Origin of the sequence: Pararhizobium sp. IMCC21322, from assembly GCF_030758295.1 — a bacterium.
Classification (GTDB): Bacteria; Pseudomonadota; Alphaproteobacteria; order Rhizobiales.
On record NZ_CP132335.1, the window covers coordinates 2,081,808 to 2,100,779 of the forward strand.

Sequence of the window (18,972 nt, forward strand, 5' to 3'; positions counted from 1 at the left end):
TTTCAGAAGACGCAAAAGCGCTGGATTACACCAGCGCTTTGCCTTCTTCATCAATTGCGGAGCCCATGGCTTCATCGCTGGCTTCATCCGGCAGAAGCATTTCATTATGTGCCTTGCCCGATGGGATCATCGGCAGGCAGTTTGCCAGACTGGCAACACGGCAATCAAAGATAACCGGCCGTTTCACCGCAATCATTTCCTTGATCGCATCATCCAGCTCATCTGGTTTTTCCGCACGCATGCCAACGGCACCATAAGCTTCTGCCAGTTTGACAAAGTCAGGCATGGCTTCCGTATAGCTGTTCGACAGGCGGTTGCCATGAAGCAATTGCTGCCACTGCCGCACCATGCCCATATACTGGTTGTTCAGGATGAAAATCTTGATCGGCAATTCATGCTGAACCGCTGTTGCCATCTCCTGAATGTTCATCTGAACAGAGGCATCACCGGCCACACACAGACAAAGACTGTCTGGATGCGCAACCTGCGCGCCAATCGTTGCAGGCAATCCATAGCCCATTGTACCCAGCCCACCGGAGGTCAACCAGTGGTTCGGTTCTTCAAAGCCATAATACTGGGCTGCCCACATTTGATGCTGGCCCACTTCGGTGGAAATATAACTGTCCAGATGCTTGGTCAGCTCATAGATGCGCTGAATGGCATATTGCGGCATGATGACATCATTATTTGGCGCGTAGGCCAGCGAGTTGCGGTCGCGCCACTGGTCAATCTGTTTCCACCAAATTTTCATTGCGGCTTTGTCCGGTTTGCGGCTGCTGCCACGCACCAGTCGGATCATATCTTCCAGAACATGGGCGATATCGCCAACGATCGGCACATCAACGCGTACGTTCTTGTTGATGGAAGAGGGATCAATATCGATGTGGATCTTCTTCGCATTGGGCGCAAACGCGTCCAGTCTGCCGGTGATGCGGTCATCAAACCTTGCGCCAACACACACCATGACATCGCAATCATGCATGACCATATTGGCTTCATAGGTTCCGTGCATGCCCAGCATGCCCAGCCAGTTATCGCCGGAAGCCGGATAGGCCCCAAGACCCATCAATGTCGAGGTGATGGGAAAGTCTGTCAGGGCAACCAGCTCGCGCAGCAAATGCGTCGCTTCCGGGCCGGAATTGATGACGCCACCACCGGTATACAGGACCGGCTGTTCGGCATTCATCATCATGTCAACGGCGCGGCTGATCTCGCTCAACTCGCCTTTGACCTGCGGATGATAGGTTTTATGCGCAACATTTTTGGGTCCGGTGTAGATGCCTTTTGCAAACTGCACATCCTTTGGAACATCAACAACAACCGGTCCGGGACGTCCGGTTGTGGCAACGTAAAAGGCTTCATGCAGAATGCGCGACAGATCATTCACATCGCGTACCAACCAATTATGTTTGGTGGCGGGGCGCGTAATGCCAACCGTATCGCATTCCTGAAAGGCATCATTGCCGATGAGGTGCGTTGGCACCTGGCCGGTAATGCAGACAAGGGGAATGGAATCCATCAGCGCATCGGTGAGGGCGGTCACCATATTGGTGGCACCTGGGCCGGATGTCACCAGAACGACGCCTGGCTTGCCGGTTGAGCGCGCATAGCCTTCGGCTGCGTGTCCTGCGCCCTGTTCATGACGCACGAGGTAATGGCGCACGTCACTTTGCTGGTGAAGTTCATCATAAATTGGCAGCACAGCGCCGCCCGGATATCCAAACAAATCTGTAACACCCTGATCTTTCAGGGCCTGAATGACCATTTCTGCTCCGGTCATTTCTTTGCCGTCCATATTGCGCGTCACGATGCTACTCCCGTATGTCTGTGCGCCGAAAACCAATTCATGCAATTTCTGTATTCTGATCGGGCAACAAAAAAGGCCCCGTTCGGGACCTTAGCTGCGCGTTACCATTCGGTGCGATTGTCAAATCGCCCCGGCAACGCGCCTCATCACCACAAGAATAACAGACTTCAACATCAAATGCTCCGTTTCAAGTGTGGGCAAGTTAGATGCGGCACGATATGTGGTCAAGCCTGTTTTTCCAATTCTTGCGCGATTTGCTGCAAATCTTTCAGCATCTTATCACTGTCGTTAACCCATTCCATCGGATCAAGCCGGGGCCAGTCTTTCATCTGGTTGCGAAACCACGTCATTTGCCGCTTGGCATAGCGCCTGGTATCACGCACCGACTTCTCAACAACACCGGCGCGGTCAATTGTCTCGGGATCGTTCACATGTGTCGCGTAGTGCGGCAGGCTGATGGCGTTCATGACTGGCAGACCGGTCGCCAGGTTTTTCCGCAACAGGTTCAAAGCCTCAGCTTCCCCGCCGTCATCCAGCATGGCTAAAAACCGCTTTTCGATACGTGCATAAAGCCAAGACCGGTCGGCGGGCATCAGAACCCGATGAACTGTCTGTGCCAATGGCAGAAGCGCCTGCTGCTCAGCACTGCGTTGCCAGTCCGACAGGCTCTGCCCGGTCTGTTCCAGCACCATCAGGGCACGCAGGGTTCGCTGTCGGTCATTGCGCTCGATCTTGTTGGCCGACACCGGATCAAGCCGGGCAAGGCGTTCCTGCAAATCCTGAATGTCGATATCGGCATGATCCGCCACAAATGCTGCGTGTTCGGCCTCGGAAATGTGAGGTGTTTCTGCAATGCCTTCTGTCAACGCTTTGAAATAGAGCCCAGTACCACCAACCAGGATAGGCAATTGTTTGTTGTCCCAAATGTCCTGCAGTGTCGGCGAGACATCCCGCAGCCAGCCGCCGACCGAGTAGCGCGTGTCCGAAGAGACATGGCCATAAAGCCGGTGAGGCAGGGCCTGTTCATCCTCTTCAGAAGGGCGCGCAGTCAAAATCCGCAACCCATCATAGACCTGCATGGAATCTGCATTGACAATGACACCGCCCAACTGCTTTGCCAGCGCCATGGCAAAGCCGGACTTGCCGCTGGCCGTTGGTCCGGCTATCAACACCGCGCGTTTTGTCACCTTGTCCAACCTTGAATTCTTTATAGCTCTGGAGTTTCCATGCCATATGTTCTGACGTTAATTGCCGCCCCCGACTTCGTGGATTTTTCCGGCTTCGTCACAACAATCAGGCAACGTCTGGCTAGCACGCAGGAACCGGTCTGGCTACATCCCGGTCAGGCTGTTGATCTGTCGTTGCCCGAAAGTGATTTTGTGGTGGCTGAAGGGCTTCTTCAGGGGCAGGCCATCGACTATGCCTTTCAATCATCACATGCGCGCCGTCGTAAATTGCTGATCGCAGACATGGACAGCACAATGATTGGTCAGGAATGCATTGATGAACTGGCCGCAGAAGTGGGCCTGAAAGAAAAAGTGTCTGCCATAACCGCAGCTGCCATGCGCGGCGAAATCGAATTTGAACCGGCATTGCGGGAACGCGTCGCTTTGCTCAAAGGTCTGCCGGAATCGGTTGTCGATGAAGTCATCCAGAACCGCATCACCCTGACGCCCGGCGGCGCAGCGCTGGTCGCCACCATGAAACAGCATGGGGCTTACACGGCGCTTGTATCAGGTGGCTTTACGGCCTTCACAAGCCGTATCGCCAGCCGTATCGGCTTTGATGAAAACCGCGCCAATATTCTGAACGTTGAAAACGGTTTGCTGACCGGTACGGTTCAGGAACCTATTTTGGGACGGCAGGCAAAAATTGAAGCGCTTGAGCACATCACTGCGCGCCTTGGCACAACACCACAACAGGCTATTGCCGTTGGGGACGGAGCCAATGATCTCGGCATGATTCGTCTGGCCGGTCTTGGGGTCGCAATCCACGCAAAGCCCGCTGTCGCAGCTGAGGCAGATGTGCGTATCGAGCATAATGATCTGTCAGCATTGTTGTATCTTCAGGGTTACGCCCGGGACGAATGGGTCACAGAAGCGACATAAAAAAAGACCGCAACTTCAATAGGAAGCCGCGGTCTTTTGAATCAGTTCGTTAAAAACGGCTGACGTTTACTCGGTCTCTTCTTCTTCAAGCCGAACAGCGACAAAGCGCAGTTCGTTTTCCTTGTTCACCAGCAACAGCAGCGCTGATCGGCGACCGCCTTCTTCCTGCAGTTCTGCAATGCGCTTTACCACATCATCGACAGTGCTGACTTTCTGCTGAGAGACCTCTTGAATGACATCGCCTGCACGAACCTGCTTTTCAGCCGCATTCGAGTTTTCAATAACATCAATAACCAGAACGCCTTCGGCATCATCAGCAAGTTCGAACTTGGCGCGGGCATCATCGTCGATTTCGCCAAGCATCATGCCCAGAACTTCAACAGGTTTTGACGCATCATCCTCGTCCGCGTCTGTCTGAGCCGCGATCAGCTTCTCACCTTCTTCCAATCGACCAAGCGTGACGGCAATCTCAACGGCCTGACCATCACGAAGCACAGTCACGGAAACTGCTTTGCCAACAGCCGTATCGGCCACGATGCGAGGCAGTTCACGCATGCTGGGCACTACTTTGCCATCAAAAGTCAGAATCACATCACCCGGCTGGACACCAGATTTTTCAGCGGGACCGCCCGCAGTCACACCTGCCACCAGCGCACCGGTTGCTTCTTCCATATCCAGGCTCTCGGCGATGTCATCAGTGACCTGTTGAATGCGCACACCCAGCCAGCCGCGACGCGTCTCACCAAACTCCTGCAACTGGTTGACAACACTGGCGGCCAGATTTGAGGGGACCGCAAACCCGATACCAATGGACCCGCCGGTTGGGGAAATGATCGCTGTGTTGATACCAATCACTTCACCCTCTGCGTTAAACAGAGGCCCACCGGAATTACCGCGATTGATTGCGGCATCCGTTTGAATGAAGCTGTCATAGGGGCCGGAGTTAATGTCGCGGTTCTGGGCAGAAATAATGCCCACCGTCACTGTGCCACCCAGGCCGAACGGGTTCCCGATAGCCATAACCCAGTCGCCAACGCGCATGGATTTGGAATTGCCAAAGTCCACGGCAACCAGCGGTTCTTCTGGCTCAACCTGCAAAACGGCGACGTCGGTTTTTGGATCTGTGCCAATCAGTGTTGCCGTCAACGCCGAGCCATCAGAGAAGTTGGCAATAATTTCATCGGCGCCTTCAATCACATGATTGTTGGTAATGATGATACCGGAAGAATCAATCACAAAGCCGGAACCAAGAGACTGTACCTGACGCCCTCTCGGGCCACGTGGCTGCGGTGTTTCGTCACCGTCTTCGCCATTTTCGCCGCCATCTCTGTCGCCAAAAAATTCGTCGAAAAATTCCTGAAACGGTGAGCCCTCAGGGGCTCTTGGAACCGGCACCCGGCGCTGGTCCGTGGCCTGCACACGCTGCGAAGTTGAAATATTGACAACTGCGGGCAGGAGCTTTTCGGCCAGATCTGCAACCGAATCCGGTCCATCAGCCTGGGCCGAAAGGCTGCCGGCAAATGTCATGGTTACAATCAGGCTCGTGGCAACAAAGCCGCGCTTGAGAGTCTGAATAGCCGCTTCATGGAACATGAATCGTCTCTTTTTCTGCTGAAGTTAAAATTGTGATGTGAGAATTGGCAAAAGGCGCGGCGAATGCAAGCCCCTAACCGGATTTGCGAATTAAACTTCGTTCATAAAATTCGCAAGGGCTGTTCTATTGAGGGCTGAACTCAATTGGGAGATAGGGTCCGTACCCTAGTGCCGCAGCAGCCATACAATCACGAAGCCAAGGCCCATCGCGATCAGTCCACCGGTTCGCAACCGGGTTTCAGGAATGGGTAACATCTGTTGTATGGCGCGTTTCATAGCGCCAGGGGCTAGCGCATACAAAACGCCCTCGATCACAAGCACGAGACCGAGGGCGGTAAGTAGATCGTTCATTCAGAAACCGTCAATTCGTGGTTGCTGGTTCTGATGTCGAATCAGCAGGTGCCACATCATCAGATGGTGCAACGGCTTCATCATCAACAGCTTCTGTTTCTGCGCTCGGAGTTTCACGGAAAGCGCTCGGCTCTGCCGCTTGGCCAGGAGAAGCGAAGAACTGGAAGAATTCGCTGTTTGGAGAAATCACAAGCTGAGTGCTTTCACTGTCCAAACCACGCTCATAGGCCTGCATGGAACGGTAGAAGGAGAAAAACTCCGGATCCCGACCAAAGGCGTTCGCAAAAATTTCGTTTCGCTTCGCATCGCCTTCACCACGGACACGTTGGCTGTCACGTTCAGCTTCTGCGCGGATCACGATGCCATCACGGTCGGCTCTTGAACGAATGCGTCGACCGGCTTCCTCACCACGCGCACGAATGTCCGTCGCTTCACGCTCACGCTCTGTCTGCATCCGCTGATAGACCGCCTGACTGTTAGCTTCCGGCAGGTCTGCACGGCGGATACGAACGTCTACAACTTGTACGCCAAAGTCACTGGCTTCGCGGTTCAACGATGCTGTGATGCCTGTCATCAGAGCTTGGCGGTCATCCCGAACCAACTCCTCAAATGATGCCTCACCAAGAACCCGCCGTGTTGCGGAGTTCAGGACAGTTTCAAGCCGCTGATTGGCATTCACTTCAGAGCCAGCTGCCTGGAAGAAGCGTAATGGATCAACAATTTTGTAACGTGCAAAAGCATCCACGACGATACGCTTCTGATCCGAAGCGATAATCTCCTGCGCAGGCGCTGAGAGACTGAGAATACGTTTGTCGATATATACAACATTGTCGATCAACGGCAGTTTGAAGCTGAGGCCAGGTGAGGTGATAACATTTACCGGCTCACCAAAGCGCAACACCAGCGCTTGCTGCGTGACGTTGACAATGAAGAAACTACCATAGGCCAGCAGAACCAGCACACCTATGATGACAAGGCCTGCGCCTCCGAAAAGACTCTTCTTCATTGGGTAGTCCTTTTATTCAATTCGTTCAGTGGCAGATAAGGCACAACGCCTGAACCAGCCCCTTCTTCCAGAATGACCTTGTTTGTTCCCGCAAACACTTTTTCCATGGTCTCAAGGAACATACGTTTGCGTGTCACTTCCGGTGCGATTGCATATTGTTCGTAAATGCTGACGAAACGATCTGCCTGACCTTCGGCCTCGGCAATTGTCTGTTCACGATAGGCTGCTGCGTTCTCGAAAATACGAGCCGCTTCACCGCGTGCACGTGGCAGAATACCATTCAAATAGGCCTGCGCCTCGTTCTGCGAACGTTCAGCATCAGCACGAGCTGCCTGAACATCACGGAAAGCGTCGATGACCTGGCTGGGCGGATCAACCTTCAAAAGTTGAACCTGTGTGATGAGAATGCCAGATGCGTAGCTGTCCATGGTCGATTGCATGACTTCCTGAACGGCTGTTTCCGTAATCTGCCGTGCCTGTGTCAGGATTGGCTGAATGTCAGAACTGCCAACCACTTCGCGCATGGCGCTTTCAGCAACCGCTTTTACGGTCGTGTCTGCATCCTTGACGTTAAACAGATAATCGGACGCATTGTTGATGACCCAGAAGACTGCAAAATCTACATCGACGATGTTTTCATCGCCTGTCAGCATCAGGCTTTCTTCCGGCACATCGCGGATTGCAGTGGATCGTGGCCCATTGTCGCGCATGCCCACATCAACGCGATTCACACGTGTAACTGATGGTGTGAACACAGTTTCCAGTGGGTAGGGCAGGCGGAAATTCAGACCCGGCTGGGTCGTCCGGTGCATTTCACCAAATCGCAGCACAACGCCCTGCTGTTCTGGCTCAACGCGAAATGTGAAGAAATTGTAGAGCACGAACCCAAGAATTGCCAAAGCGGCAAAACCAAGGAAAACCGGGTTGCTGCCACCCAGGCCGCCGCCAGAGCCACCGCCGCCCGGCAGGACCTGCTTAAGGCGCTCCTGGCTTTTACGGATAAGGTCTTCCAGGTCAGGCGTGTTGTCACCGCCACCACCGCCGCTGCCATTCTGGCCGCCGCCCCACGGTCCCTGATTCTTGGGTCCGTCATTCTTTTTACCGGATCCCCACGGCCCGCCACTGCCGTTCGATCCGCCTCCGGTTTGGTTGCTCCAAGGCATAAATGTGTCCTTACAAGGAAAAAATTGCTTGAAGGGGTTATAGGCATGGCGTCGCTGGCTTTCAATGCGGTGAGGGCAATGAGCGTGTTGAAAGTAAATAATTTTCACTCATTTAATGAAGTAGTCGCCTTTGAGATCACAAACGACCCTTCTGGGAGGGAAGTTCAATTGCAAAATTTTTCTGCGCAGCTAAAAGGATGGCCATGAGCTGGTTTAACGATTTAGCAAATCCCACACGTTTTCTGAACCTGTCAGCAAAGCTGCTGCCGTGGCTGTGGGGTGCTGCCCTGATAATTCTGGTGGTCGGTTTTTATATGGCGTTCTTCGTTGCGCCAGAAGACTATCAGCAGGGCCAGACCATTCGCATCATGTTTATCCATGTGCCATTTGCCTGGCTTGCGATGGCAACCTACGCTTTGATGGCGATTTCAAGCATTGGCACGCTGGTGTGGAAGCATCCGTTGGCCGATGTCTCGGCAAAGGCCGCTGCCCCGTTGGGCGCTGCCTTTGCGCTGATCTGCCTGCTGACCGGTTCCTTCTGGGGCAAGCCCATGTGGGGCACCTGGTGGGTTTGGGATGCGCGCCTGACCTCCATGCTCGTGCTTTTTCTGATGTATCTTGGGCTGATAGCGCTTTGGAATGCGGTTGAGGATCCTATCCGTGCCGGCAAAGCCGCCGCCGTTCTGACACTGGTGGGCTCCATTAATCTGCCCATCATCAAGTTTTCAGTAGACTGGTGGAATACTCTGCATCAGCCTGCCAGTGTGTTTCGGTTTGACGGCCCTACCATTCATGTTTCCATGCTCATCCCACTTCTTTTGATAGCCGTCGGAATGACCATTTTGTTTCTGGCGCTGCATATGGTCGCAATGCGAACAGAAATCATGCGCCGACGTGTCAGAACGCTTCGGCTGCTGGAAGCTTCACGGGCTGTGGGGGCCTGACCATGCAAAATTTCGGGTTTATCCTGGCTAGTTATTTGTCCACCGTCCTCATCATTGGCGCTGTTGCGTTGTGGCTTGTACTTGACCACAAGAAGCAGAAGGGCGCTTTGCAGGCCCTGGAAGCGCGTGGGGTGCGGCGCAGGGCACAATCTGCGACCGCTGCCGCCGATCCTGCCAATCCAACCCCTACCAGCGAACAGGTGACAAAGTGACCTCACGCCGTATGCTTGCCTTTGTGCCGCTGTTGATCTTTGCCGGTTTGGCAGCCTTGTTCTTCATTCAACTGTCCCGGGGTGGCGGCAGCAACGTGGTGCCGTCCGCCCTGATCGGCGCAGCGGTTCCGCAAGTGGAACTGGCCGCACTGGACGGACTGAAGACCAATGGCGTGCAGGTGCCTGGCATGTCGCCGGACCAGATGAAGGGGCAGGTCAGCATCGTCAATATCTGGGCAAGCTGGTGCGCCCCCTGCCGGGCCGAGCATCCGCTTCTGGTGGAATTGTCTGAAGATGAACGGTTTCAGATGATTGGTATCAATTACAAGGATAAGCCCTCGAACGCGCTGCGGTTTCTCGGATCACTAGGCAACCCCTATGACATCGTGGGTGTGGATGAGGATGGGCGCTCTTCTATCGAATGGGGTGTTTATGGCGTCCCGGAAACCTTCATCGTCGATGCTGATGGCAAGATCGCACACAAACATGTGGGCCCGTTATCAGCCGCATCAATGGAAAGCTCTTTCATGCCGGCGTTGGCTGAAGTGTTGGCGTCGCGTCCGTCAGCCATCCTGAAACCTGATTGAGAGCATTCCCGGATGGCAAAAAACCCAAAAGACCCGATACAGATCGAATTGTCGCGCGGCGTGGCTGTTCCAATCATTGCTGTCCTGCTGGGTCTGGCGACCTGGCTCCTCGTCACACTCTTTGCCCTGCCAACCATTGATCAATCGGGAGTGGGCCTTCCGGGCACCGAAATTCTGACACGCTTTGCGCTGGGGGGGCTGCTGGCCGTCGCCATGATCGCGCCTGCCTATACGATGATCAGAGCCATTCTGGACAAACGCCCGTTGATGACATTTGATGAAATCGGCATTCGGGCACTCAACTGGCCGCTGATGCGTCGCTCCATCCTATGGCAGGACGTGGATCAGTTGATGGGCAAGGGAATTTGGGTCGTCATGCTGGACAAGAACAAGCGACGCCACAAAATGATCGAAAGTCTAACCGGTGCCAAAGGCCTGTGGTTGCCAACCGTGCTGGCCAAAGGCGGTACGGCGGTCGTTGCCGACGCGGTGAAGACTTTTCGGCCTGATTTGTTTGAACCGGGTAAGATGTCGTAGCCGCTTAATCCGGGCTGCAGCATCAAACAATATGCGTTGGGCAAATCCACCAGTTTGGATGTGATTTCTGCAAAGCCTGTGCCGCAATAACAGCGTTTTGCGAAGCGTCAAAAATTCCGAAACATGTCGCCCCGGAACCAGACATGCGTGCCATTTGCGCACCCTCATGAACCAGTTGCGCAATCACAAATTCAATGTCCGGGCAAAGCCTGCAGGCCGGTTCGAACAGATCATTGCGTGTCCCCTCCAGCCAGGTAAGCCAGGCGTGACGATCACTTTGATCCGGAAGAGGGGGCAGTGCGCTCTGATCCGTATCTTGAAGGGCCTGAAACACCTGTGGTGTAGAGACGGGCAATCCAGGATTGACCAATACGACATTAAAGCCGGGCATATGCCTTTTGCTCAGCGGCACCAGTTTTTCACCAATCCCGCTCATGCGGCAGCTTTTCTGAGCAATGCAAACGGCGACGTCAGCGCCCAGCCCTATGCCAATAGCTTCAAGCACATTGGGGGGAAGGTTCAGGCCCCAAAGACGGTTCAGAGCTCGTAATGTTGCCGCCGCATCAGCTGAGCCACCGCCAACACCAGCTGATATAGGCAGGGTTTTCTCCAACACCAAATCAGCACCGGCACAGCTGAGCTCCAGTCCATTTGTATTGGCATGGTGCAACAGCGCGTGGGCAGCCGCCAGAACACTATTGTTTGTATCAGACGGCAGCGTTTCTGCGCTGCCCCCCTGAATGGTCAATGAAAGTTTGGCAGCCGCAGTCGCTGAAATTTGGTCTCCGACGTCTGCAAAGACAACAAGCGAATCCAGCTCATGATAGCCGTCAGCCCGCTTGCCGGTGACATGCAATGCCAAATTGATTTTCGCGTGAGCGGTCTCAGCACAAGCGGCCGTATTGCTGTTCATCACCTTCGACCGGCTCAAGTCCCGATCTATTTGCGGTCAGGAATATGCAATTCGGTACCAACCACAAGCGGGCCGCTTTCCGGCAGACGGTCACGGTTCAATTCCAGAATATCAAGGTAGGCGTCGCCATCTCCCAAAAGAGACTTGGCAATGTCCCACAGGCTCTCACCATCGGCCACAATATGCGTGCGCCTTGCTTTGCCCTCGTCATTTGCCTGATCAATCACGGTGTCGGTTTGCTTGGCAGCAACTTTTCTAGCAGCCTCCGGTGGCAGACCGTTTTCAAGCTTGTCTTCAATCTTCGCCAGATCATCGGGGTTTTCCGGTTCCAGATCACGGGCATGAGCCCATTGGAACTGAGCCTCCAAAGTGCGGCCGGCGCGCCAATAGGCATCGCCAAGATGATCATGAACCAGGGGATCAGCGGCCATTTTCTCCGTTGCTTTTTCCAACTGAACGACGGCTTCTCCATAACGACCAAGCTTGAAGTAAGCCCAGCCCAGACTGTCCAGAATGAAACCCTCTTCGGGCCGCTGCTCGACAGCTTTTTCAATCATCCCAAGCGCCTCATCCAGATTGATGCCCTTGTCGACGAAAGAATAGCCGAGATAGTTCAGCACCAGCGGCTGGTCGGGGAACAATTCGAGTGCTTTGCGAAAATCGTCCTCCGCTGCGTCCCATTGGTCTGTGCGCTCATAGGTGATGGCGCGGGAATAGAACAAGGACCAGTGACGACGCTCAGGCGCATCAACGCCATCAATGATGATGTTGTAGATTGCATTGGCTTCTTCGAAACGCTTTTCAAATCGCAGCACATTTGCCAGTGCCAGATTTGCCGGAAACGGATCGTCCGTCTCGCGCGCTATATTGGTCAGGCGCTTAATCGCCTCATCGACTTTCTCCAGCCGAGCCAGATTCCGCGCCGCTTCAATATTGGCAGCATCTGCAAAAACGGATTCTTCTGGCAAACCATCGACCAGATCTACCGCCAAAGCATATTGCTCATCGTCATTGTAGACGTCCACCAGAGCCATAATCGCCAAATCGGATTGCGGATTGAGGTACAGTGACAATTGGAGATAAATTTTCGGGAGTTCCGAGCCGCCATCGCGGCCAAGAGCCGAGCCCAGCCCAAACAGCACCTCTGCGGCACCCTTCAGGCTTGAGCCTGCAAGCTCAACCCGCTTGCCATCATTTATATCTGCCTCAACGCGATCCATATACGGATGGCGAGGAACCTGCTGTTTGAAGGCGCGGATTGCGGCAAGGCCTTTTTCAGGGGAGCCTTTCAGTGCCTGCAGCCGCGCAAAGCCTTCAACAATGCGCAGAGCTGACTGATCATATTCATAGGCGCGGGCCACACGTGCAAAGGCCTGTTCCTGATCACCAAGATGCGCCGCGATCAATCCGGCGTGGAAAGAGCGGAAACTCTCATACCAATCCGGGCCTTCGAGCTTATCAATGCGTGCAATGCTTGCGGCAAGGTCTTCCTTACCCGCTTCGGACCATGCGGCCAGCAATTGATTGGTCAATAGTTCCAGAGGCGCTTGTCCGGATGCCTTGTCAAATTGTCCGGCAGCTTGCCCAAAATTGCCCTTTTTCAGCGCTGTCACGCCCAGAACGGTTCTTGCCAGATCATTGGATGCATCGAATTGCAGAATATCCTTGGCAAACGGCACGGCTTCTTCAACGGATCCATTTATGAGATGCAGGAAAAATGCTTGTTGAATAAGGACAGGGTTGCCCGGATCACGACTAAGCGCTCGTTCAAAAAATTGAACCGCAGCTAGGGTATCATTGTCACCGCCAGCTATTTGAGCTGCCAGAAAATTACCGGAAAATCCGCGGGCAAAGCGCAAAGGCTCGGCGTCTTCATCTGCAAAGGACGGCGCTTGAAAAGCGGCGCTGAAACCACCGACCAGCAAGGCGGCGGCCAGAACTTTGATGTGCTTTAAAGTACGGTCAGACAAGGCATGCCTGGACTTTGAGAATTTCACGGGTGTCGTTTGCTTCGCCATTTGGTCCATCTTTGTTTCAACCTGAGCCACGGTTTTCAGACGTGCTGTCGCATATCTTACCCCAACCTTCAAATTGTTGCATTTCGCGGCAGGTCGGTTTGTAGACTGTCTGATGACGTTTAATTCCGACAATTTCGCGGCGAATCCCAATCCGGGCTTCAATGTCCACGATAGATGCAGAAGTCGACAGTCTCCAATAAACTTTTCTTCATGTTGCTGTCCGGGAACGCAGCCAAGGCATCTTTTGCCACTGCACCATAATGGCTGGCGCGCTCGACAGTGTCCTTCAGCGCATCCAATTGCTTCATTGTGGCAATGGCGGTTTCAAGATCGCCATCCTGCACATCCCCTTCCATAAGCACGCGGTCAAAGAAGGCCCGGTCTGCATCGCTGCCACGGCGGTAGGAGAGAACCACGGGCAGGGTGATTTTCCCCTCGCGCAGATCATCCCCGATATCCTTACCCAGATCAGCTGCAGAGCCACCATAGTCCAGTGCATCATCAATCAGCTGGAAGGCAAGGCCCAGATTGGTCCCGTAAGAGCGGAATGCGGATTTGGCTGCTTGGGGTGCCTTGGCCAGCACTGGCCCCACTTCTGCTGCCGCCGAAAACAGAGCCGCTGTTTTAGCCCGGATGACTTCCAGATATTCATCTTCCGTCGTGGCCGTGTTTTTGGCCGCTACAAGCTGCATCACTTCGCCTTCTGCAATCACAGAGGACGCGGTGGAGAGAATATCAAGAGCTTCCAGAGAACCAACTTCCACCATCATGCGAAACGATTGTCCCAGCAGATAATCGCCAACAAGCACGCTGGCCTGATTGCCCCAGACCATGCGGGCTGATTTCTTGCCGCGCCGCATGTCACTCTCATCCACCACATCATCATGCAGCAGAGTGGCGGTGTGCATGAATTCAACGCAGGCAGCCAGCTTCACATGGCCATCACCCTCATAGCCGCACATATCCGCTGCAGCCAGGGTCAGCATGGGCCGTAGCCGCTTGCCGCCAGAAGAAATCAGATAATCTGCAATTTCCGGGATCATGTCCACATTGGCGCCAGCCATCTTCAGAATCAGATCATTGACCTGACCCATGCCCGGTTTGGTCAGCCGGATCAGTGCTTCCACACTTGGCTTCTGCTCTTTGTCTGGATTGAGGGGAACCACAATGCCCATAATACTGCTTTCTGATTGCCCGGTGTGATGTGCGGGATTTTTAGTCGATATGCTGCACTAGATTAGAAGTTTGATTGGCCAATAACAACTCTCGTTCAATTTATTTATGTAGTCCAATCCGAACGAAAAACCAGTCAGAGCAACATTCAATTCCTGCCGCCTGATATGCGCACCACACCTGATCGATTGATAATGTTCCAAACGCAACGATTGCTGCGTGGCAAGTCTCAACAAAACTCGTTCCCGCTTTGACTGGTGGTCAGGAAGACGATCTGGGCTGCCGGGTTTGTTATCAGATATGGTTTGAACCCTTCACGCTTGATCTTTGTTTCGCATCCAGCTAGCCGAATGTCGTGCCTGTTTGCGGCTGATCTGAGTTTTAGAAGCGTGGGAATGTTATCGACTGTTTCGTCGATCGGACATTCAATCCAGTAAGGGTCAAATTGGGCCAGTTCAGCCGTGGCCTGTGGGCGCTCATCTCGTTAAAACGCCAGTGACAATCCACCATCAGCCTTGCATCAGAACCGATCGCCCTTCGAATGGCATCCACACGAGCGACGCCCTCATCAATGAATTTGATGGTCTCTATCTTCGATTTCTCAGAATCCAGACTATCAAAAGGGGCGATCTTAATTGCATTGAATCCAGCCCTAATTGCATCTGAAGCACTGTTCGCAAATCCTTCAGGCGTACGATCCAATGTCCGGCGGTTGATGTTGGCATAGACAGGAATTTTGGCGCGAAGAGGTTCGCCCAAAACCGCGCTGGTTCGTTTGCCCGTATTCCGACCTGCAATATCCCAGATTGCATGCATGACCGCTTAGGAAAAAGCCGCTTCTGGAAGGGTTGAAAATGGTAGGGTTTGGAAAAGAGTATCAGGGGAATTTGCGTCGGCACCCAGCACCAGTTCTTGGTGCTTTTTCCCTGCTGCAACAACTTCAGCATCCTGACCATTGAGTGTCGCCTCGCCGACACTGTCTACGGCAAGACTGTAAATCAGAGCGATCAGGTGAAAACTCAAACAATAGAAGGACGTCTGTTCAAGATCGGGGATCGGGATGTGGATCCAGTGAGGCAACAGGTGCGACCTAGATCAGGCCCTCATAAGCGCCACCATCGAGTTGCAAATTCTGGCCTGTCATGAAGCCTGCCTGATCGCTGCAAATGAATGCGCAGGTATCGCCAAATTCAATCGGCTTGCCAAACCGGTTGGCGGGCAGTGTGGCAGCGATGCGGCGGCGGGCTTCTTCCATATCCACATCATGCTTTGCCATGATCCGCTCCGCCATGAATTTCTGGCGGTCCGTATCGAAGCGTTCCGGCAGCAGATTATTGATGGTGACATTGTCGACCATCACCTGACGTGACAATCCCTTGCAGGCTGCGGTCAGCCCGGCCCTTGCGGCGGTCGAAAGCGTCATTTGCGGACGTGGGGATTTTACCATCGCGGACGTGATGTTGATGATGCGGCCGAACTTCCGCGCCTGCATTCCTGGTAGCACGCCTCGGATCATCATCAACGCTGCCAGCATGTTAGCCTCGATTGCCTCAATCCATTGGTCATGCTCAAAGCCCAGAAATTCACCCGGGGGAGGGCCCGTATTATTGTTGATCAAAATATCCGCCTCCGGACAAGATGCCAGCAGCTCTGCACGTCCGTCAGCTGTGTTGATATCAGCAGCCACAACTCCAACCGGACGCTTTATCTTGGCTTCCAGTTTGGCTTTTGCGGCAGCCAGTCGCTCAGTGTCGCGCCCGTTGATGACAACGTCGACCCCTTCGCGTGCCAATGATGCGGCGCAGGCAAATCCCAAACCTTTGGACGACGCGCAAATGAGCGCCTTGCGTCCGGTCAAGCCTAATTCCATGTCAAACCTCGTTGTATTGAAGACTTCATGTTGAGCTGTCGCCGGTGATAGGCCCGGCGACAGGATTTTCAAGACAAGTGTCTATGCGTGCCCCGGTGCGCGGCCTGGATGAACTTGCGCGTAGTGTTGGCGCAAAAGATCCTTGCCGTAATCATTTCCATTCGGCGTGCGCACAACCGTATGAATATGACATTTCGCGGGCTCCTCATTGGCAAGCCAAATACCGCTGTGATGATCGAACTCCACCATGAGCAACGGGCTTTGGATGCGGTAGTAAAACGGGTCATCATCGCCCCAGCCACCAATCCAGCTCCACGATGTACGCTCCAGCTCTGCTTCGATCTGCGACATGCGCACAGTGCGGACAGCGTCAGGAAGATAGCAGATGAAAGCCTCAACGATCTGCAACAATTGGTCCCGCGCACGCGGCGCGAATTCCGACACGGGAACACCCTCTTCAGGGATGATCTGATTATCGCGGAATGCGCCGCCCAGATGCCTTTGATCCGCAAAATTCCAGCGCCCCTCCGGCATTGCCGGATCGTGCAGTTCCGCATAGGTCCGAGCACGACCCTGCAGCGCAGGCGACAGAGAACGCATAAGTTCAAGCCCGCCATCTTCTTCGTCGCTGAACAGGCGCAGCCCTTCATGAGGTCCGGCATCAATGTGGTTCGGCTCTGCTCCCATAAAAGTGGGCGAAATCACCATTTGCCCGCCAAGCACAAAGCAGTTGAGGGCCAGGTGATGACCATAAAAGCTCCAGCCCCATGGCTCGGCTGTCGATGGTGCTCCGAACAGGAGTATGTTGTAGCTCCATTCGTTCATCAGGTTTTCCAACCCACAAAGCTGGCCAAGAAAGGCATTGGTGCGCATGCAGCCAACAGCCTTTTGATACCCCGTACCGCTGAGGCTGGCGCGTATGAGCCCCATTGCGGCATCGCGCGCAGCCGGGTCCATCTCCTCAAGCCGCAATCCGTTGGGATTGATCAAAAATTCCGGATTGGCCCACCTTCGCCACTCGACTGCCTCGAGCGCGTAGACAAGCTGCGTGCGATCCGTGGCAGAGAGCGCGGACAACAATGCCTCGGCGGCTGCCACCATCTCATTGGTGGGCGCGCCCTCGTCAGCAAGGCAGAACAGCCCGTCTTCGAGCTGGCCATTGTTCGTGATTCCTTGAAATGGTTCGTTACTGAGGCTGTCCCACTTAGCAATCAGTGGTCCAACCAAAGGGTCCTGTCGCACGGCCATGCCAAAGTCACGGGCAGAAACGGAGCGAAGTTCGGAAAACCGGGCACAATCAAACGGGAGAAGAAGGTCGCGAAAATTATTGGACGGCATCAGATCGGCCCCTGGCTTCATTCTGACAAAAATCAGGGTCGCGTGCAGTTTGTCCAAATGACAAACCTTCGCCATCGCTACCCGCGGAAGCTTGTTATGCCACCCATACTGGCAAACATGTTCAGTATATCACGCACGACAGGCCTATCAAATGCCAAAGACATTGCTACTGTCACTTATGCGTCAGATGTTGGGCCTCCTGAGACTATAGAAACTTTGTTGAACGGGAGAACTGTGATCATATATGCTTGGAGTTGATGACGCTGTGGAGGCATTGGTGTGAAAGAAATTCTCAGAACGAATGATATGGTGCTGATTTCATTCGTCGAAACGCTGCTGACCGAAGCCCGGATCAAATATCTGGTCCTTGATCAGAATATGAGTGTTATGGATGGCTCGATTGGTGTGCTGCCTCGACGCTTGCTGGTGGCAGAAGAACAGGAAGCCGCCGCGCGTAAATTATTCGAAGAGGCCGAGATCGCCCACGAATTACGCAGCGCATAGGGTCGCAAAATAATATGACCACCACGGCCTCGAAAGATCAGTTTATAGGCGGTGGTGCTTATGTCCTGCAGCCACGCAGCGATGGACATCGCTCAGGCTTGGACGCTGTGTTTCTGGCGGCAACTGTGCCGGGAGCTGCGACGGGCCTACTCTATGATTTGGGCTCGGGTACAGGCGCTGCCGGTTTCTGCTGCGCCGCTCGCGCACCAGACCTGATGGTCCGTTTGGTCGAACGCGATGAAGATATGCTTGAATTGGCAAGGGAAGGCTGCGACCTTCCTGAAAACAGGACGTTTTCTGATCGGGTGGAGGTGTTGTCAGCTGACATATTAATGCCGGCACCCGCCCGCGAAGAGGCTGGGCTTGTTGCCAATTCGGCGGACTGGGTGATCGCGAATCCACCCTTTTATTTGCAACAAAAGGTGCGCAGTTCCCCGCATCAGCATCGTCGCGAAGCCCATGTGCTGGAAGAGGGAGATTTGGAAGCCTGGTTTCGCCTGACCGCCATGTTGCTGAAACCCGGAGGCCAGATGGCGATTATTCACACCGCAGACGCATTGATCGACGTGCTGAAATTATGCGAAGGGCGGTTTGGCAGCCTTGAAATCCGCCCCATCCATCCAAGGCTTGGCAAGAAGGCTAACCGGGTTGTGGTGTCAGGACAAAAGGGCAGTCGTGGGGAGTTGACGCTTCTTCCTGATTTCATTGTTCATGATGATGCTGGAAACACCACACAGGCCGCTGCCATATTGCGTGAGGGAAAGGGGTTTTCAGATTTGGAGACACCCCTTTAAATCCAGCCCGAAATAGACCATTTAAACTGAACTGATAGTCCAACCCACCGGAGC

General features: G+C 53.9%; 20 protein-coding genes. 7 read left to right on the top strand and 13 right to left on the bottom strand.

Features of this window, described 5'->3' with window-relative positions:
• Positions 1-25: 25 nt before the first annotated feature.
• Entirely contained in the window at positions 26-1,780 is a 1,755-nt protein-coding gene (locus RAL91_RS10035; RefSeq protein ID WP_371932537.1) for an acetolactate synthase 3 large subunit, read from the bottom strand.
• 251 nt (positions 1,781-2,031) lie between these two features.
• On the bottom strand, positions 2,032-2,994 hold the full coding sequence (gene miaA / locus RAL91_RS10040) for a tRNA (adenosine(37)-N6)-dimethylallyltransferase MiaA (RefSeq protein WP_306261862.1): 963 nt from the start codon (positions 2,992-2,994) through the stop codon (positions 2,032-2,034).
• A gap of 39 nt (positions 2,995-3,033) precedes the next feature.
• Here miaA and serB point away from each other — a divergent pair, with 39 nt between their 5' ends.
• Positions 3,034-3,915 (top strand): phosphoserine phosphatase SerB, encoded by an 882-nt coding sequence (serB, locus tag RAL91_RS10045; protein WP_306261863.1) that lies wholly within the window; start codon positions 3,034-3,036, stop codon positions 3,913-3,915.
• A gap of 66 nt (positions 3,916-3,981) precedes the next feature.
• Here serB and RAL91_RS10050 read toward each other — a convergent pair whose 3' ends face one another.
• The 4 genes from RAL91_RS10050 to hflK all read right to left on the bottom strand — a co-directional run bounded on the left by RAL91_RS10050 (position 3,982) and on the right by hflK (position 8,028).
• Positions 3,982-5,508, bottom strand: coding sequence for a DegQ family serine endoprotease (locus RAL91_RS10050; protein WP_371932502.1), 1,527 nt, complete (start codon positions 5,506-5,508; stop codon positions 3,982-3,984).
• 165 nt (positions 5,509-5,673) lie between these two features.
• Entirely contained in the window at positions 5,674-5,859 is a 186-nt protein-coding gene (locus RAL91_RS10055; RefSeq protein WP_306261865.1) for a DUF2065 domain-containing protein, read from the bottom strand.
• A 10-nt stretch (positions 5,860-5,869) separates the two neighbouring features.
• Positions 5,870-6,865 (bottom strand): protease modulator HflC, encoded by a 996-nt coding sequence (hflC, locus tag RAL91_RS10060; RefSeq protein ID WP_306261867.1) that lies wholly within the window; start codon positions 6,863-6,865, stop codon positions 5,870-5,872.
• Complete coding sequence (gene hflK / locus RAL91_RS10065; RefSeq protein WP_306261869.1) at positions 6,862-8,028, bottom strand: FtsH protease activity modulator HflK; 1,167 nt, start codon at positions 8,026-8,028, stop codon at positions 6,862-6,864. Before hflK ends, hflC begins: the two co-directional genes overlap by 4 nt.
• Positions 8,029-8,225: 197 nt before the next feature.
• On the opposite strand from hflK, the gene RAL91_RS10070 reads away from it, so the two are divergent.
• Genes RAL91_RS10070 through RAL91_RS10085 form a run of 4 tightly spaced genes read left to right on the top strand, consistent with a single transcriptional unit; the run spans position 8,226 to position 10,308 of the window.
• Complete coding sequence (locus tag RAL91_RS10070; RefSeq protein ID WP_306261871.1) at positions 8,226-8,972, top strand: heme ABC transporter permease; 747 nt, start codon at positions 8,226-8,228, stop codon at positions 8,970-8,972.
• A 2-nt stretch (positions 8,973-8,974) separates the two neighbouring features.
• Complete coding sequence (locus RAL91_RS10075; protein ID WP_306261873.1) at positions 8,975-9,184, top strand: heme exporter protein CcmD; 210 nt, start codon at positions 8,975-8,977, stop codon at positions 9,182-9,184.
• Positions 9,181-9,771, top strand: coding sequence for a DsbE family thiol:disulfide interchange protein (locus RAL91_RS10080; RefSeq protein ID WP_306261874.1), 591 nt, complete (start codon positions 9,181-9,183; stop codon positions 9,769-9,771). Before RAL91_RS10075 ends, RAL91_RS10080 begins: the two co-directional genes overlap by 4 nt.
• A gap of 12 nt (positions 9,772-9,783) precedes the next feature.
• The gene (locus RAL91_RS10085) at positions 9,784-10,308 is read left to right on the top strand and encodes a hypothetical protein (protein ID WP_306261876.1); all 525 of its coding nucleotides are present in this window, start codon (positions 9,784-9,786) and stop codon (positions 10,306-10,308) included.
• Between the two features lie 22 nt (positions 10,309-10,330).
• On the opposite strand, the gene RAL91_RS10090 is transcribed toward RAL91_RS10085, so the two are convergent.
• The 7 genes from RAL91_RS10090 to RAL91_RS10120 form a co-directional block, all read right to left on the bottom strand.
• Positions 10,331-11,221, bottom strand: coding sequence for a 4-(cytidine 5'-diphospho)-2-C-methyl-D-erythritol kinase (locus RAL91_RS10090; protein ID WP_306261878.1), 891 nt, complete (start codon positions 11,219-11,221; stop codon positions 10,331-10,333).
• A gap of 26 nt (positions 11,222-11,247) precedes the next feature.
• On the bottom strand, positions 11,248-13,239 hold the full coding sequence (locus tag RAL91_RS10095; RefSeq protein WP_306261879.1) for a tetratricopeptide repeat protein: 1,992 nt from the start codon (positions 13,237-13,239) through the stop codon (positions 11,248-11,250).
• A gap of 158 nt (positions 13,240-13,397) precedes the next feature.
• Positions 13,398-14,414 carry a polyprenyl synthetase family protein gene (locus RAL91_RS10100; RefSeq protein ID WP_306261881.1) on the bottom strand — a complete coding sequence of 339 codons (1,017 nt, stop codon included), beginning with the start codon at positions 14,412-14,414 and terminating at the stop codon, positions 13,398-13,400.
• A gap of 379 nt (positions 14,415-14,793) precedes the next feature.
• Positions 14,794-15,171: an enolase C-terminal domain-like protein gene (locus RAL91_RS10105; RefSeq protein WP_306261883.1), complete on the bottom strand. Its 378-nt coding sequence runs from the start codon at positions 15,169-15,171 to the stop codon at positions 14,794-14,796.
• A 63-nt stretch (positions 15,172-15,234) separates the two neighbouring features.
• Positions 15,235-15,492, bottom strand: coding sequence for a hypothetical protein (locus RAL91_RS10110; RefSeq protein ID WP_306261885.1), 258 nt, complete (start codon positions 15,490-15,492; stop codon positions 15,235-15,237).
• 10 nt (positions 15,493-15,502) lie between these two features.
• Entirely contained in the window at positions 15,503-16,282 is a 780-nt protein-coding gene (locus tag RAL91_RS10115) for an SDR family oxidoreductase (protein ID WP_306261887.1), read from the bottom strand.
• An 81-nt stretch (positions 16,283-16,363) separates the two neighbouring features.
• The gene (locus tag RAL91_RS10120) at positions 16,364-17,677 is read right to left on the bottom strand and encodes a DUF3500 domain-containing protein (protein ID WP_306261889.1); all 1,314 of its coding nucleotides are present in this window, start codon (positions 17,675-17,677) and stop codon (positions 16,364-16,366) included.
• A gap of 222 nt (positions 17,678-17,899) precedes the next feature.
• Here RAL91_RS10120 and RAL91_RS10125 point away from each other — a divergent pair, with 222 nt between their 5' ends.
• On the top strand, positions 17,900-18,124 hold the full coding sequence (locus RAL91_RS10125; RefSeq protein ID WP_306261891.1) for a DUF2007 domain-containing protein: 225 nt from the start codon (positions 17,900-17,902) through the stop codon (positions 18,122-18,124).
• A gap of 14 nt (positions 18,125-18,138) precedes the next feature.
• On the top strand, positions 18,139-18,918 hold the full coding sequence (locus RAL91_RS10130; RefSeq protein ID WP_306261892.1) for a tRNA1(Val) (adenine(37)-N6)-methyltransferase: 780 nt from the start codon (positions 18,139-18,141) through the stop codon (positions 18,916-18,918).
• The last annotated feature ends 54 nt before the right edge of the window (positions 18,919-18,972 follow it).